This window comes from Micromonospora sp. C28SCA-DRY-2 (genome assembly GCF_030519475.1).
In the GTDB taxonomy this organism is placed as follows: Bacteria; Actinomycetota; Actinomycetes; order Mycobacteriales; family Micromonosporaceae; genus Micromonospora.
The window spans coordinates 120036-135371 of record NZ_JAUMKD010000003.1; the positions used below are offsets into that span (position 1 = coordinate 120036).

Sequence of the window (15336 nt, forward strand, 5' to 3'; positions counted from 1 at the left end):
CAGCTACCGGCGTCGTAGCTCGCGGGCGATGCTGCTCTTGCCCGAGCCGGAGTTGCCTCGGATGCAGACGAGGATCGTGTCCGGGCTGCCGGTGGGTTCAGCGAGCACGATGCGTCCGCGGCTTCAGTTGTTGCGGACGGTGAGGTTGAGGGCGGCGACGGTCAGCTGGGTGAGGTCGGGAACCTGGTCCTCGCCGAGTGTGACGCCGCGCAGGTTGTCCAGCGGCGTCTTGAGGCCCTGGAGGCGGCTGCCCCGCAGGTCGGCGCCGTCGAGGTGGCAGGAGTCCAGTTCCAGGCCGGCGAGGTCACAGGATCGCAGTGCGATGCGAGGTAGCCGGCAGGACGACCACGCGCCGTTAGTAAGAGTGCAGTCGGTGAACGCGACCGAGCCGGCGGCGGCGGCGCGTTGGAGGGTGGCGTAGTCGAAGCGGCAGCCGTCGAACAGGACGTCCTTGAGGCGTACGTCGGTGAGTCTGGTGCCGGTGAACCGGGAGCCGGTGATGGCGCAGCGTTCGATGGTGATGCCGGTCAGGGTCGCGCCGGAGAAGTCGGTGCGGGTGATCTCGCAGCCGAAGAGGCTGCCGGCTTCCCAGGTGCTCTCGCTCAGGTCCACGCCGGTGATCTGGCTGCTGCGGATGGTTACGTCCTCAAGTTGCGAGCCGTGCCAGGCGGCGCCCTCGACGAGGGCCTCGGTGAGGCCGTCGGCCAGGTCCGTCGTGGTGTCGAGGTCGTCCGGTTCGAGGTCCGGCAGCAGGACCTTCACGTCGCCGATCGTGGTGGTGCGCATGTGTCCTCAACCTGTGTGGGCGCGGGGTGGACACGCCACCCCGCGCGTCCCGTGGTGCGGGCTATTTCTTCTTGTTCCAGTTGTCCCAGCCGGGTCGGCTGTCGAACTTTCCCTTGTTGTCCCAGGTGGGGCGGTTGTCGAACTTCGCCGCGTCGATCGACGTTACCGACCGCTCCGGGTCGACGCCGAGGCGGGCGAGTTGCTCGGGTGCGGCGTTGGCGAGGACCGCGAGTGCATTGGTCATGGTGCTCCTCCTTGAGGGGTGAGGTGGTCCGCAGCGGCGCGGACGAGGGCCTGCCGGGTGGTCCGGCAGTAGGTCGTCTCGCGGGCGGTGAACGTCCCGTGCTCGAAGTAGCGGTTGCCGGCCTGGGCGCCGCGGCAGAAGTCGTAGAAGGCGCAGTGGTCGGCGCAGCCGTTGAGGGCCGTAATGAACTCGGCGACGTAGCCTAGGTCGCCGGCGCGGGCGAGCATGGCGGTGATCGGCTGCTGGAGGACGTTGCCGGCGATGAAGTCGCCGTACCGCGGCTCGGTAATGCCGAGCAGCTCCGGCGACAGCAGGACCACCTGCCCATCCCAGGAGACGGTCGGGATCGGCTCGTACGGGGCGTGGTCGACGCGCCCGGCTCGGGTGGCGGCGAGATAGTCGGCCAGCCGATCCACGTCGCGGATCCGCAGCGGGCTGCCGCTGACGCGGCGTGCGATGAGGCGCTTCCAGAACCGGTAGGCGGCGTCCTCCGGTACCGGTTCCCGGTCGGCGCCCTCCTGCTCTTCGATGTTGAAGCCCACCGACTCGCAACCAGGCAGGCCGGTGAAGAAGTCGAGGAGGGCTTCCGTGTGATCGATGGTTTCCGGTGTGACAACACAGATCACCGAGTACCCCAGCCCCGCGTCGGCCAAGGTCTGCATGCCGCGCAGGGTTCGGGCATCCGTCGACGTGCCGGCCCGGTCGACGCGGTTCCGGTTCAACGCGCCCGGTCCGTCGATGCTGACTCCGACCTCGAAGCCGTACGCGGTGAACAGCTCGCACCACTGGCGGTTGATCAGCGTCGCGTTCGTCTGGATCTCGTGACGCACCATCCCCGCGCTCCGCAGTTCCTCGAACCGGGCCAGCAGATCCCGGAACAGCCCGGTGGGTGTGACGGTGGGTTCACCCCCGTGCCACACGACACTCACGGGATGTCCGCTGTTCTGCTGGGCGATCGACTCGGCGCAAGCCTGCGCGACCGCGCCGCTCATCAGGCGCAGGGATCTCCGGTCGGGCAGGTAGCAGTAGGTGCAGTCGAGGTTGCAGAAGCTCGTCGGCTGCACGACCAGGGTGTGGAAGCTGCCGGCGACCGCCGGCTGGCCGGTGGCGTTGATGAGGCCGATGCCGTTCACGACGAGGCCTCCTCGTTCCTGACGGCCGTGATGGTACGGACGCGGTAGGCGTGGATATGGCGGGCGGGCCAGCCGAGGAACCGGTCGAACATGTCCGCCGCGCTGCCCGTCACGCTCGGGTTCAGCCGGTGCAGATCGTCGATCGCGTCGTGCAGGCGGCCGGCCAGGTAAAGGAACAGGCTCACCAGGCTGTCCCGGTACTCCACCACCAGAGCCGCCTTCGCCGCCCCGCAGGGCCAGGGCTGCCCGCACCGGCGGCACAGCCACAGGGGACGCATTGGTAGATGCTCAAGCCGTGCCGGCGCGGTCCGGTGGGCCGTGAGGCGGCGCTGCTGGCCGGTCACCGCCGATCACCCTTTGTGGTCTGCCGTTCGAACAGCTGACGCCACACATGGGTAAGCAACGGCGGATCAGCCGGCCGCAGCTGCCACTGCGAAGACGAGCACGAGGGCTCGGGCCGCCGGGGCTGGTCGGCCGTCGCGTTACGCGAGACGTAAATGGTCATGCCGGCACCCCCGGTCGAGACGGCCGGCGGTGGGCTCCTAGGGGGAAAGGCGAGCCCACCGCCGCACCACGGCGGCTGGGAGCAGACCGCCGACCACCCACCCACGCAGCCCTCACGGCGGTACGTAGGCGAGGCCTCGGCCGCACGCGTAAGAGGGCGTCACACGATGAAGCCGGCCGACGCGCCGGCGCATACCCTTGCCGTCCGGTGGTCCCGTCGTTCATCTCGAGTCCCCTGGCGTGAGGCTGCGATCCGGTGCCGGCCGCCTACTCACCAAGAGCGGCGCACCGGCACGATCAGGTTCGCTCGGTGAACGCGGCGATGGGGATGTCCTGACGGTGCACTCATGGTGCACCTGCAAGCACGCCGAGTGCCGTTACGATCCTCCGGCCGAATGTCCGTAGGGGAAGGACGTGCGATGGCTGCGGTGACGACCTGGACCGGCCGGGAAGCAAACGCGCTGCGCCGGGCGTTGCGGATGAGCGTCACCAGCTTCGCCGAACACCTGGGCGCGGCTCGGCGAACGGTGGCCAAGTGGAGCAGCCAGGGCGACAAGATCTACCTGCGTGCCGATATGCAGGCTGCCCTGGACACTGTGCTGGCGCGGGCTACCCCGGACGTCCGCGAGCGCTTCGAAGCACTGGTGAGAGCAGGTACCAGCGGTGCACTTGCGGATCCCGCGAAGCCGTCCGTCACCGCCACCCACGTCCATACTGGCGAAGGCAGCATTCACGACATCGACTCGGACGGCGACGTGCGGCGCAGAGACCTCTTGACGGGCGTGACGACCAGCGGCTTGGCCCTGCCGAACGTCGCACCGCTGCTCAACGCGCTGGTCGCACCAACCTCTCGAACCACCACGCGAGTTGCCCTAACGCTCCGGCAGTTCGCTGAGAAAGTCGCCGCAGCTAAGACCGATTACCAGGCCTGCCGGTACGAGCAGGTTCTCGCCGGACTCGCGGCCCTGCTGCCCGCGCTGGAACCGACTCGTGCGGACACCGAAGGCGAGCAGCGAGCGCAGGTAGAAGCTCTCGCCAGCGACCTCTACCACGTCGTCGGCAGCATGCTGCTCAAGGTCGGCGACAAAGGCATGGCCCTGGTCGCCGCCGAACGCAGCACCCGTGCCGCTGTGACCAGTCAGGACCCGGTGGCGATGGCCACGAGCGCCCGGATCATGACCCACGCCCTGATGAGCAACGGCCACAGCAACCAGGCACGGCAGCTCGCTGAAGACGCGGCCGAGAACCTCCGACTCAGCACCCGACTCGCCTCGACCGACGCGGTCGCCGTCTACGGCGCCCTGCTGCTCCGCGGTGCTATCGCCGCCGCCCGCGACGACAACCGGGACGACGCACAGGCCATGCTCGACGAGGCCTCCCAAGCCGCCAGGCGGCTCGGCTACGACGGCAATGACCGATGGACCGGCTTCGGTGCCACCAATGTCCTGCTGCACCGCGTCAACATCGTGCTGACCCTGGGCGACGCCGGCACCGCCATAGCCCTCGCCCGCCAGGTACCACTGGACAAGATCAGCCTTGCCGAACGCAAGGCTTCCCTGTTCGTCGACGTGGCACGCGCCTACACGCAGTGGGGTCGCTACGAGCACGGCCTGAACGCGCTACGCAGCGCGTATGAGGTGGCCCCAGAGGAGATCCGGTGCCGGCCAGCGGTGCATCGTATCGCCAGCGACCTGGCAGTCCTCACCCACGGGCACGTCCGTACCGCCGTCATCGACTTTGCCCAGCAAGCCGGGATCCGCGTATGACTCGCCGCCACCTGCAAATCGTCGTCTGCGCTGCCGGGCCCGCCGCAGACGTGACTCAACTGATCACCACCGCGACGCAACAGTCGTGGACAACGACGGTCACCGCCACCCCCAGCGCCCTCGACTTCATCGACGCGGAAGCGATCGAGCGGCTGACCGGGTACCCGGTCCGGTCCACCTACCGGTCGTCCGATCGGACCCACCGCTCGCTCCCCGCAGCGGATGCGCTCATCATCGCCCCCGCCACCTACAACTCCGTCAACAAGATCGCCCTCGGCATCGCCGACAACTACGCGTTGACCGCAGTCGCCGAGCTGATCGGCCGGCAGGTCCCGACAGTGGTCGTCCCGTTCGTCAACGCCGCCCTGGCTGCCCGCGCGCCCTTTCAGCGCGCGGTGGCGGACCTCCGCGACGAGCGCGTAAGGGTTTTCCTCGGGACCGACGACGGATGGGAGCCTCACCCGCCCGGCAGCGGCAGCAGTCGCCAGAGGGCGTTCCCCTGGGCGGCGGCGTTACATGCAGCGACCCGGATGGCCAGCGGCGTGCCTGCCAGCAGCACCGATCAGGGCTGAGCCCGCCTTACGTTCAGCGCGGAGACAGGAAGCAAGATCACAGCCCGAGGTCGGCCAGTCGCCGGGCGTTGGCATCCCGGGCAGCCTCCACACCTGGTCATTGGGCCAGTGCCGATACACCATCTCCCTGGTAATCACCGCAATCTGCGGTCGCAGCGGATCGCGGATCATGTCATCCAGCAGTTGCTCCTCACGCTCGGCGTCCTGAGCGATCATCAACACCGCCCCGACCGGCACCGCTCGGTCGCTACGCCGGCAGCCGGTCAGCAGCCCGCTCAGTCCCGAGGTCCGCCTACCGGGCCCTCGTCGACGTGCACAAGGAACCGCAGGCTCAACATCCGAGCGTGGAACCGCCGTTGCGGAGCAGCCCACGACAGAGACATGAACGCTGCGCTGAACGTGTTGGCCGCCGGACAGGCGGACAACGGAAACGACGGTGGAGCGCGGGTCATTCCACCAGCGGTGGTGGCACCGCGCGGCGAAGCGGTAACCCACCCGGACGCCGCGCGGTCCACGCACAGCGTGGAGGGAATCTCCGTCCTTTAGGGCGAAGAGGATGTCCATCACCCGCCCGGCGCAAGCGGCTCCCGGCGTAGCGCGGCGAGCTGGATCTGCAGCGCCAGCCGGGTACGCGCCGACGCCAGGTCGACCGGGACGACCTCGGCGAGGCGGCGCATCCGGTACCGCAGCGTGTTGGGGTGCACGTGCAACCGCCGGGCCGCCCTCGTCGGGTCGCCCTGCTCCTCGATCCAGGCGGCGACGGTGCCGACGTAGTCGGTGCCGTGCTGCCGGTCGTGCGCGACGAGGGCGGGCAGCGGCCCGCCGATCAGCAGGTCGGCCCGCGGCACCGTGCTGACCACCCGGTGCACGACCACGTCCGCCCAGACGTCCTCGAACCGCAGCACCGGGCCGGGTCGGGCGGGGCCGTGCAGGGCGAGCAGCTCCGCCGCCTCGGCGCGGGAGCGCCGCAGGTCCGGCAGGGTGCGGGCGACGCCGCCGGAGGCGGCGTGGAGCGCCGGGTCGTGCCGGGCGATGTCGTGGATCAGCCGCTCTAGCCAGAGCCAGCAGCCGGGCGCCTCGCCGTCGGCGGCCACCACGGCGAACAGCACCTCACCCAGGTCGGCGATCAGCGGCTGGCGCCACCCGTGCCGGCGGGTGATCGACTCCCACAGGGCGAGGTTGTGCACCAGCTCCGCCGTACCGCCGTGGGCCCCGAGCGCGACCACCCGCCACGGGCCGGCGGGCAGGCCCAGCTCCTCGCGGCCCATCCGGCCCGGGTCGCGCAGCGCGGCGCGCAGCCGGTCGGCGGCCGCCCGGCGGGCTACGTCGGCCTGCACCCGCAGCCGGAGCAGGTGCAGCGCCAGCTGGGACGCGGTGCCCTGGAGGTCGCGCAGCCGTTCGTCCGGCACCGGGCCGTCGACCACCGCCCAGATCGAGCCGAGCAGCTCACCGCCGGCCCGGATCGGGATCACCAGTCGGGGCAGCGTGCCGTCCGGCCCCTGCGGTACGAAGATCAGGTCGCTGCCGGTGGCGAGCTTGCGGAACACGCCCCGGGAACGGAAGTGCGCGATCACCTCGCCGGGCACCCGCCGGCCGACGATGGTCGAGACGCGCGCCGGGTCGGTGCGGTCCTGGCGCGACGAGTAGGCGAGCACGCGGGACTGGGCGTCCTCGATGGTCACCGGCGCGTCGACGACGGCGGCGGTCGCGTCGGCGAGGGCGAACAGCTCGTCGTACACCCCGGCCTCGCCGGTCTCCGGCGGGCCGGGCGCGACCGCCCGGTCGATCACGCCGCGCAGCAGCCAGACGAGCTGGGCCCAGGACCCGTGGCTCTGCAACTCGACCAGAGTCAGGTCGCGGTCGGCCGCGGCCGCCGTCACCTCGGGGTGGGTGGCCAGCGGCGGCTTCAGGACCAGGCCGGCCGCGGCGGTCTCCGCGCACCAGACGATGACGCCGACCGCCTGCTCCGCGGTGGCGATGCCGGCGCCGAGGACGAGGTCGCCCCGCTCGCCGGTGGTCGCGTCGTCGGGGTCGGCGAAGGTGACGTCGCGGACCTCCGCCGCCTCGCCGGCGACGACGATCTTGAGCAGCGCCGCACCGACGGCGTCCACCACACCACCCACGGTGATCATGGCGCGATTATCCCTCGGCGTTGTCCGTTCCGACCAACGACCGGCTTGATCGTTGGCTTGACCGGACAATGACGTTCCGGGCCGGCGCGGCCAGGATTGGCCCCGATCCCCCGCTGTCCCGAAGGAGAGAACCGATGCCTGCCGCCGAGTCCGGGCCCGCTCCGCAGCACGTCGCCGTAATCGGCGCCGGGATGGTCGGCCTGGCCACCGCCTGGTTCCTCCAGGAGCGGGGGGTGCGGGTCACCGTGCTCGACCGCACCGGGGTGGCGGCCGGCGCGTCCTGGGGCAACGCCGGCTGGCTCACCCCCGGCATCACCACTCCCCTGCCCGAGCCCGCGGTGCTCCGCTACGGGCTGCGCGCCGTGCTCAGCCCGTCGTCGCCGGTCTACGTGCCGCCCCGCGCGGACCTGCGGCTGCTGCGGTTCCTGGCCGGCTTCGCCCGGCACAGCACCGCCGCCAAGTGGCGCACCGCGATGCGCGCCTACATCCCGATGAACCGCCGCGCGCTGGAGACCTTCGAGGCGCTGGAGGCGGGTGGGGTCACGGCCCGGGCGAACGAGGCGAAGTCGTTCATCGCGGCGTACCGGACCACGACCGAACGGTCGGTGCTGCTCGACGAGCTGGGGCACATCCACGCCGCCGGCCAGGAGATCGAGTTCGACGTGCTGACCGGCGCCGAGGCGCGCGAGGTGGAGCCGTCGCTCTCCGACCACGTCGGTGCCGCCATCCGCCTGCACGGCCAGCGGTTCGTCAACCCCGGGGAGTACGTGCACGCGCTCGCCGACTCGGTCCGCGCCCGCGGCGCGGCGATCGTGTCGGGCGCGGACGTGGTGGACGTCCGCGACGAGGGCACCGGGGTCCGGGTGCTGACGTCCGACGGCACCGACGAGCGGTACGACGCGGTGGTGCTGGCCACCGGCACCTGGTTCGGCGAGCTGGCCCGGCGCTTCGGCGTCCGGACCGTCGTGCAGGCCGGCCGCGGTTACAGCTTCAGTGTGCCGATCGAGCACATGCCGGCCGGGCCGGTGTACTTCCCGGCGCAGCGGGTCGCCTGCACGCCGCTCGGCGAGCGGCTGCGGGTCGCCGGCATGATGGAGTTCCGCCGCGCCGAGGCACCGCTGGACCGCCGCCGGATCACCGCCATCGCCGAGGCCGCCCGGCCACTGCTGCGCGGGGCCGACCTGGACGCCCGCACCGACGAGTGGGTGGGCTCGCGCCCCTGCACCCCGGACGGCCTGCCGCTGATCGGCCGGACCCGGTCGCCGCGGGTCTTCGCGGCCGGCGGCCACGGCATGTGGGGCATCACCCTCGGCCCGCTGACCGGCACGCTGCTGGCCGAGCAGATCACCACCGGGCGGCAGCCGGCGGAGCTGCGCCCCTTCGATCCGCTGCGCTGACCAGCACCGCAGGAGCGGGCGGAGCGCGGTGGCGCTCCGCCCGCTCTGTCGTTGCCGACCCGGAAGGAAACCGAACGTGTACGCCGTGAGCAGGCAGGACGAGCTGGGCGTGCTGCGGATGGTCCTGGAGGAGCAGTACGAGCGGCACACCACCCAGCTCGCGCTCCTGGCCCGGCAGGCGAGCCAACTGCCCGGCGCCGACCCCGCGGCCACCGCCGCGCTGACCGCCGCGTCCCGCCGCGCGCTGGGCGACATCGCCCGGGCGCTGCGCTACCTGGAACACGACGGCTACGGCCGCTGCCAGGGGTGTGCCCGTGACATCCCCATCGAACAGCTGGCGCACCGCCCGTCGACCCGCTTCTGCACCGCCTGCCGCCCCTGATCCGCGCACCCCGGCTGCGTTGCCGCAGGGCGACATGTCGAGGTAACCGCGCGTCAGGAGGGGACGTCGCGGTGGCGGAAGGCGGCCGCGCCGGCGGCGAGCAGCGCCACCGCCACGGCGGTCAGCACCACCAGGGGCAGCGCCGTCGCCTCGACCGCGGGCACCGACGGGATGTGGGTGTACGGGGAGAGGTTCAGCGCGGCCTGCGGCAGTTCGAGCACCGCGCCGAGCTGGCCGAGTAGCAGGAAGACCAGCAGGGCGGCCCAGGACAGCACCACCGACCAGCGGGGCAGCAGGCCGAACAGCGCCGTCACCACGCCGGCCACCACGAGCAGGGCGGGCAGCCGCAGCAGCGCGGCGCCACCCAGGTCGACGGCGCGCCCGACCGGGTCGCCGGCGACCAGGCCGTAGCCGAGGCCGGTGGTGAGGCCGGCGAGCAGCACCAGGGCGAGCGCGCCGAGCGCCGCGGCGGCCACCTGGGTGCCCAGCCAGCGGCCCCGGCTCACCCCGGTGGCGAGCACCGCCTCCAGCACGCCGTCGGACTCGTCGCCGCGCACCCGCAGCATGGCCTGCACGACGTACGCCCCGATGGTCAGCGCGAACAACCCGAGCATCGCGGCCAGGTACGCGTCGATCAGGTCGGCCCCGCCGCCCATCGCGGCGATCGCCTCGGCGGCGGCCGGGTTCTCCTCGATCATGGCGTTGAACTCGTCACCGGCGATGCCCATCGAAAACCCGAGCACCGCCACCCCGACCGCCCAGCCGAGCAGCGTGCCGCGCTGCAGCCGCCAGGCCAGCCCGGCGGGGCTGAGCAACCCGGCCGCGGCGCTCGCCGGGCCGCGCCGGGGCGCGACCAGGCCGGCGCCGATGTCCCGCCGCTCGGCCAGCGCGTAGGCGGCCGCGACCGCGGCGAGCAGCAGCGCGACGGGCAGCGCGAGGACCCACCACCGGTCGTCGACGTAGGCGCGCACCTGGTTGCCCCAGCCGAGCGGCGACAGCCAGGACGGCCAGGCGCTTTCCACCCGCACGCCACCGTCGGTCTGGTCGCCGAGCACGTCGCCGGCGGCGCGCAGCAGGAAGGCGACCCCGACGGCCGCGGCGGCGAGCGCGTTCGCGCCCCGGGAGGTGACCGAGAGCTGGGCCGTGACGGCGGCGACGCCGGTGAAGGCCACCCCGACCCCACCGATCGCGGCGGCCGCGACGACGGAGCCGGCCAGCGGCAGGCCGGCGCCCGCCAGGCCGGCGGCGAGCAGCGCGGCGGCCGCCACGTTCGCCGCGACGACCACCAGCAGCGCGGCGGTGAGCAGCGCGTACCGGCCGACCACGGCGGCGCCGAGCAGCTCCGCCCGGCCGGTCTCCTCGTTCTGCCGGGTGTGCCGGACCACCGCGAAGGTGCTCAGCAGCGCGAAGATCAGGGCCAGCGTGATGTACGTTTCGGCGACCACCACCGCGCCCAGGTCGCTGCCGGCGATCGGGCCGTTGAACGCCCGGGCGACCAGGCTGGACGCCGAGGTGGTGGCGTAGCCGAGGCGGGCGGGCTCGTCCGGGTAGACGCTGACGACGCTCTGCGCGAGGGCGTAGCCGAGCAGGGGCGCGCCGAGCACCCAGATGGCGAGCCGGACCCGGTCGCGGCGCAGCACGAGCCGGGCCAGCGTCCCGGTGCCGGTGAGCGCGCTCATCGGGCACCCGCCCGGCGGCCGTTCACCCCGGCGGCCTCGGCGGCCGGCCGTTCGTCGCCGTAGTGCCGCAGGAACAGCTCCTCCAGCGTGGGCGGGGTGCTGGTCAGGGCGCGCACGCCGAACCGGACCAGGTGCCCGAGCAACTCGTCGAGGTGGGCCGGCTCCACCTCCAGGTGGGTACGCCCGTCGACCTCGCGGATCGCGTGCACGCCGGGCAGCGCCTCCAGGCCGGTCAGCGGCCGGGCGGTCTCCACGGTCACCGCGGTGCGGGTGAGGTGGCGCAGCTCGGTGAGGGTGCCGGACTCGACGGTACGGCCCTCGCGGATGATGCTCACCCGGTCGCAGAGCGCCTCGACCTCGGCGAGCACGTGGCTGGAGAGCAGCACGGTGGCGCCGTCGGCCTTGATCCGCCGCACCTCGTCCTGGAACACCGCCTCCATCAGCGGGTCGAGCCCGGAGGTCGGCTCGTCGAGCACGTACAGCTCCACGTTCGACGCGAAGGCCGCGACGATGGCCACCTTCTGCCGGTTGCCCTTGGAGTAGGTGCGGCACTTGCGGGTCGGGTCCAGGTCGAAGTGGTCGAGCAGTTCGTCGCGGCGCCGCCGGTCCAGGCCGCCGCGCAGCTTGCCGAACAGGTCGATCGCCTCGCCGCCGGAGAGGTTCGGCCAGAGGCTGACGTCGCCGGGCACGTACGCCAGCCGGCGGTGCAGGGCGACCGCGTCGCGCCACGGGTCGGCGTCGAACACCCGCGCCTCGCCCGCGTCGCGCCGCAGCAGGCCGAGCAGGATGCGGATGGTGGTGGACTTGCCGGAGCCGTTCGGGCCGAGGAAGCCGTGCACCTCCCCCGCCTCGACCCGCAGGTCGAGCCCGTCGAGCGCGCGGACGCTGCCGAACGTCTTGACCAGGTTGCCGATCTCGATGACGGGCATGGCCCCTCCTGCCGTTGACACCTCGACGAGCCCCACTGTACTGACCGGCGGTCAGCGCAATCAACAGTGACACCGGCCACCGGTCAGGGCGCCGGCTAGGCTTGCCGGCATGACCGCCGAGCCCGCCGACGACACCCGGACCCGGATCCTGCGCGCCGCGCTCGACCTGTTCGCCGAGCACGGCTACCAGCGCACCGCGCTGCGGCAGATCGCCGACCGGCTGCGGCTGACCAAGGCCGCCATCCTCTACCACTTCCCGGCCAAGGAGCACCTGCTGGCGGCCCTGATCGAGCCGCTGGTGGCGGATCTGGAGCGGCTGCTGGACAGCGCCGAGGAGCTGCCCACCGACCAGGCCCGGTGGGCGGTGCTGGAGGGCTGGGTGGACACCATGCTCACCCACCGCCGCCCGCTCGGCATGCTCTTCCACGACATCGCGCTGATCACCCGCGGCGACACCTACAACCGGCTGATGCGCATCGCCATGCGGGCCAACGACCGCATCGCCGGGCCGGACGCCGGGCGCCGGGAGCGGGTCCGGGCGGTGCAGGCGGTCGCCATGTGCAGCGACCCGGTGGTCTTCTTCACCGACGTGTCCGACGAGGTGCTCCGGGCGGACATGCTCGACGGCGTACGCCGGCTGCTGGCCGCACCCGGCGCGGACGCCCCGCGCGCGGCGGAGCCCGGGCCGGTGACCGGGCGGCGGCGGCCGGGCCGGCCGCGGGCGCTCGGCCGCGAGCAGGTGGAGGCGGCCCGCCGGATGCACGCCGCGGGCACCCACTCGGTGGACGACATCGCCGCCGCCCTCGGGGTGTCCCGGGCGACCGTCTACCGCCACCTGGAGCAGACCGCCGCCAAATAACGAGACTTTTTAGCGACTTTTTTGAGACGGTAGTGAGACGGCACCGGCCTCGGCGGCGACCGCCCGGTCGAGGAGCGCCTGCTCCAGCAACGCCGACTGCGCCACCGAGCCGCCGCGGACGGCGATGCTCCGCCGGGCGGCCCGGTAGAAGCCGTCGCGGGCCTCGTTGACCCGGGAGAGCACCCCGACCATGTCCGGCTCCGGGTCGGCGATCCCCCGGGCCAGCCGTTCCAGCTGCCACACCGCGTCCCGCCAGACGCCGGCCGCGGCGACCGTCGCCTCGTCGCCGAGCAGCAGCATGTTCTCCCAGGCGATGGTGCGCCGGGCGTCCGCCTCGGCCAGCCTCGCCAGGCCGGCCTCCCGGTCGATCGGGTGGCTGTGGGAGTTCGGCCGGCGGTCGGCGGTCATCCGCAGGGCGATGGCGTGGCTCTCCTTGACGGCGTGCGCGTACTCGACGTAGGCGTCGAGCCGCCGCTCGTCCCATCGGATGCTCTGGTTGCGCCGCCACCGGGCCCGGTCCGCCAGCGACGTGGCGAAGATCGTGCCCAGGGTTCCGACCAGTACGCCCAACAGCGCCGGAACCTGCGCCAGCAAGGTGCCCACGCCGCCGAGGCTGCCATGCCGCGGCAAGCCCGCGCCAGGCTCGTCGAGCGCCGGCCCGACGCGACCCGCGGACGACCCTGGTCGCGCGCACCGACGACGGTACGCGCACCGGCCCCGCCATCCAGGCCGCCCGCCGGGCCGAGGCGGCCCGCTTCTTCGGCGACCTGAGCCCGGCCGACCGGGACGGCCTCGCCCGCATCCTCGCCGCCCTGCGCGGCTGACCCGCCGGCGCCCTCCGCTCGATCGACTCCGTGCCGCCGTAAGAGGGGTGTCGACGCGAGCGGGACACCGCGATATCGGCGAAACGGAGTCGATCACGGCGACCGGCCGCCAGCGGGCCGGGGATGCGAGCAGGGCGGGGCCGGGCGGGGCCGGCTCAGCGTCCGCGGTGCCGCGGGGCCCGGGCGGAGTTTGGGCGCGCCAGCGGCGGGTAGCCGAGCCGCCCGTCCTGCGGACGGGACCCGGACCCCCGTACGGGCGGTCCGTCACAGGCGGCGGGACGGGAGTGGTGACGGTGGGTCCGGTACCCCGGGCGAGCGGTGGCCGCTGAGCATGTGCGGAATCAGCGGCGAGGCGAGATTCGACGGCACGACGCCGGACGCCGAGGCGGTCACCCGGATGGCCGAGGCGATGCGGTCGCGCGGCCCGGACGGCGAGGGGCTGTGGGGCGACGGCTGGGTGACCCTCGGGCACCGCCGGCTGACCATCATCGACCTCTCCGACGCCGGCGCCCAGCCGATGGTCCGCGAGGACCTCGGCCTCGGTCTGGTCTTCAACGGCTGCATCTACAACTACCCCGAGCTGCGCGCGGAGCTGGCCGCCGCCGGGCACACCTTCCACTCCACCAGTGACACCGAGGTGATCCTGGTGGCGTACGCGCACTGGGGGGAACGCTTCGTCGACCACCTGGTCGGCATGTTCGCCATCGGCCTGGTCGACCGGCGGCGGCGCCGGCTGCTGCTGGTCCGCGACCGGCTCGGCATCAAGCCGCTCTACCTGGCAGAGGCGCCCGGGCGGCTGCGGTTCGCCAGCACCCTGCCGGCGCTGCTGCGCGCCGGCGACGTCGACACCGGGATCGACCCGGTGGCGCTGCACCACTACCTGTCCTGGCACTCGATCGTGCCGGCGCCGCGGACCGTGCTGCGCGGGGTGCGCAAGCTCCCCCCGGCCACCCTGCGGGTGATCGAGGCGGACGGGCGCAGCCGGGACCACGTCTACTGGCAGCCGGACTACGTGCGGGACCCGGCGCACGCCGGCCTGGACGCCCGGGACTGGCGCGCCATGATCGGCGACGCGCTGCGCACGGCGGTACGCCGACGGCTGGTCGCCGACGTGCCGGTCGGCGTGCTGCTCTCCGGCGGCCTGGACTCCAGCATGATCGTGGCGCTGCTCGCCGAGGCCGGCCAGCACCACCTCCAGACGTTCAGCATCGGCTTCGACAGCCGCGGCGCCGAGACCGGCGACGAGTTCCACTACTCCGACCTGGTGGCCCGCACCTTCGACACCGACCACCACCGGATCCGGCTCGCCGACGACGACCTGGTCCCGGCGGTACGCCGGACCGTGCAGGCCATGACCGAGCCGATGGGCAGCCACGACGTGGTCGCCTTCCACCTGCTCTCCGAGCAGGTGGCCCGGCACGTCAAGGTGGCCCAGTCGGGGCAGGGCGCGGACGAGGTGTTCGCCGGGTACGGCTACCACCAGCCGCTGGCGCGGGTGCCCCGGGACGGGGCGGCGGAGGAGTTCGCCGCCGCGTTCTTCGACCGGGACCACGCCGAGCTGCACCGGGTGCTCAGCCCGGCGTACGCCTGCGAACAGGACGCCAGTCGGGAGCTGGTCGCCGCCGAACTGGCCGCGCCCGGCGCGGACACCGCGCTGGACGCGGTGCTGCGCCTGGACACCCACCTGATGCTCCCCGACGACCCGGTCAAGCGAGTGGACAGCATGAGCATGGCCTGGGGCCTGGAGGTGCGCACCCCGTTCCTCGACCAGGACCTGGTTACACTGGCCGCGGCCTGCCCGCCCGAGCACAAGGTGGCGCAGGGCGGCAAGGCGGTGCTGAAGGAGGTGGCCCGCGAGGTGCTGCCGGTCGAGGTGATCGACCGACCCAAGGGCTACTTCCCGGTGCCGGCGCTGCGCAACGTGGACGGCCCGGTGCGCCAGCTGGTCACCGAGGCGCTGCACGCGCCGGCCGCCCGGGAACGCGGGCTGTTCCGCCCGGAGTACGTCGCCGAACTGCTCGCCGAGCCGGACCGGGCCGAGGCGGCCGCCGGCAGCAACAAGCTGTGGCAGCTCGGCCTGCTGGAGCTCTGGCTGCAGACCCACGACATCCGGTGAGCCACCCGGGCGG

Annotated in this window: 15 protein-coding genes and 1 pseudogene; 6 read left to right on the plus strand and 10 right to left on the minus strand. The window is 72.9% G+C overall.

The genetic code is table 11. From position 1 onward, the window contains the following. Positions 1–6 precede the first annotated feature (6 nt). The 6 genes and pseudogenes from Q3W71_RS14260 to amcA (Q3W71_RS14285) all read right to left on the minus strand — a co-directional run. A pseudogene (locus Q3W71_RS14260) lies at positions 7–108 on the minus strand (kinase); the annotation flags it as partial. 15 nt (positions 109–123) lie between these two features. After that, on the minus strand, positions 124–786 hold the full coding sequence (locus Q3W71_RS14265; RefSeq protein WP_302919792.1) for a pentapeptide repeat-containing protein: 663 nt from the start codon (positions 784–786) through the stop codon (positions 124–126). A 61-nt stretch (positions 787–847) separates the two neighbouring features. Then, positions 848–1030 carry a multiple cyclophane-containing RiPP AmcA gene (gene amcA, locus Q3W71_RS14270; protein ID WP_302919793.1) on the minus strand — a complete coding sequence of 61 codons (183 nt, stop codon included), beginning with the start codon at positions 1028–1030 and terminating at the stop codon, positions 848–850. Then, a complete protein-coding gene (gene amcB, locus Q3W71_RS14275; RefSeq protein ID WP_302919794.1) occupies positions 1027–2163 on the minus strand; it encodes a cyclophane-forming radical SAM peptide maturase AmcB in 1137 nt (378 codons plus the stop codon). Before amcB ends, amcA (Q3W71_RS14270) begins: the two co-directional genes overlap by 4 nt. Then, complete coding sequence (locus tag Q3W71_RS14280) at positions 2160–2507, minus strand: hypothetical protein (RefSeq protein WP_302919795.1); 348 nt, start codon at positions 2505–2507, stop codon at positions 2160–2162. Before Q3W71_RS14280 ends, amcB begins: the two co-directional genes overlap by 4 nt. Further along, on the minus strand, positions 2504–2668 hold the full coding sequence (gene amcA / locus Q3W71_RS14285; RefSeq protein WP_302919796.1) for a multiple cyclophane-containing RiPP AmcA: 165 nt from the start codon (positions 2666–2668) through the stop codon (positions 2504–2506). The genes Q3W71_RS14280 and amcA (Q3W71_RS14285) overlap by 4 nt, the downstream gene beginning before the upstream one ends. Positions 2669–3086: 418 nt before the next feature. Between amcA (Q3W71_RS14285) and Q3W71_RS14290 the strand changes: the two genes are divergently transcribed. Beyond that, positions 3087–4433 carry a hypothetical protein gene (locus Q3W71_RS14290; RefSeq protein WP_302919797.1) on the plus strand — a complete coding sequence of 449 codons (1347 nt, stop codon included), beginning with the start codon at positions 3087–3089 and terminating at the stop codon, positions 4431–4433. Continuing rightward, on the plus strand, positions 4430–5005 hold the full coding sequence (locus tag Q3W71_RS14295; protein ID WP_302919798.1) for a flavoprotein: 576 nt from the start codon (positions 4430–4432) through the stop codon (positions 5003–5005). The genes Q3W71_RS14290 and Q3W71_RS14295 overlap by 4 nt, the downstream gene beginning before the upstream one ends. Positions 5006–5568: 563 nt before the next feature. On the opposite strand, the gene Q3W71_RS14300 is transcribed toward Q3W71_RS14295, so the two are convergent. Next, positions 5569–7137 carry a helix-turn-helix domain-containing protein gene (locus Q3W71_RS14300; protein ID WP_302919799.1) on the minus strand — a complete coding sequence of 523 codons (1569 nt, stop codon included), beginning with the start codon at positions 7135–7137 and terminating at the stop codon, positions 5569–5571. A 134-nt stretch (positions 7138–7271) separates the two neighbouring features. On the opposite strand from Q3W71_RS14300, the gene Q3W71_RS14305 reads away from it, so the two are divergent. Together Q3W71_RS14305 and Q3W71_RS14310 are read left to right on the plus strand one after the other, a co-directional pair. Then, entirely contained in the window at positions 7272–8534 is a 1263-nt protein-coding gene (locus Q3W71_RS14305; RefSeq protein ID WP_302919800.1) for an FAD-binding oxidoreductase, read from the plus strand. Between the two features lie 85 nt (positions 8535–8619). Further along, on the plus strand, positions 8620–8916 hold the full coding sequence (locus Q3W71_RS14310; protein WP_302919801.1) for a hypothetical protein: 297 nt from the start codon (positions 8620–8622) through the stop codon (positions 8914–8916). A gap of 53 nt (positions 8917–8969) precedes the next feature. Here Q3W71_RS14310 and Q3W71_RS14315 read toward each other — a convergent pair whose 3' ends face one another. Together Q3W71_RS14315 and Q3W71_RS14320 are read right to left on the minus strand one after the other, a co-directional pair. After that, a complete protein-coding gene (locus tag Q3W71_RS14315; protein WP_302919802.1) occupies positions 8970–10595 on the minus strand; it encodes an ABC transporter permease in 1626 nt (541 codons plus the stop codon). After that, positions 10592–11524 carry an ABC transporter ATP-binding protein gene (locus Q3W71_RS14320; protein ID WP_302919803.1) on the minus strand — a complete coding sequence of 311 codons (933 nt, stop codon included), beginning with the start codon at positions 11522–11524 and terminating at the stop codon, positions 10592–10594. Before Q3W71_RS14320 ends, Q3W71_RS14315 begins: the two co-directional genes overlap by 4 nt. A gap of 109 nt (positions 11525–11633) precedes the next feature. Here Q3W71_RS14320 and Q3W71_RS14325 point away from each other — a divergent pair, with 109 nt between their 5' ends. Next, the gene (locus Q3W71_RS14325; RefSeq protein WP_302919804.1) at positions 11634–12383 is read left to right on the plus strand and encodes a TetR family transcriptional regulator; all 750 of its coding nucleotides are present in this window, start codon (positions 11634–11636) and stop codon (positions 12381–12383) included. A gap of 9 nt (positions 12384–12392) precedes the next feature. On the opposite strand, the gene Q3W71_RS14330 is transcribed toward Q3W71_RS14325, so the two are convergent. Then, on the minus strand, positions 12393–12986 hold the full coding sequence (locus Q3W71_RS14330; RefSeq protein WP_302919805.1) for a hypothetical protein: 594 nt from the start codon (positions 12984–12986) through the stop codon (positions 12393–12395). Between the two features lie 552 nt (positions 12987–13538). On the opposite strand from Q3W71_RS14330, the gene Q3W71_RS14335 reads away from it, so the two are divergent. Further along, positions 13539–15323, plus strand: a complete 1785-nt coding sequence (locus Q3W71_RS14335; protein WP_302919806.1) for an N-acetylglutaminylglutamine amidotransferase — start codon at positions 13539–13541, stop codon at positions 15321–15323. The last annotated feature ends 13 nt before the right edge of the window (positions 15324–15336 follow it).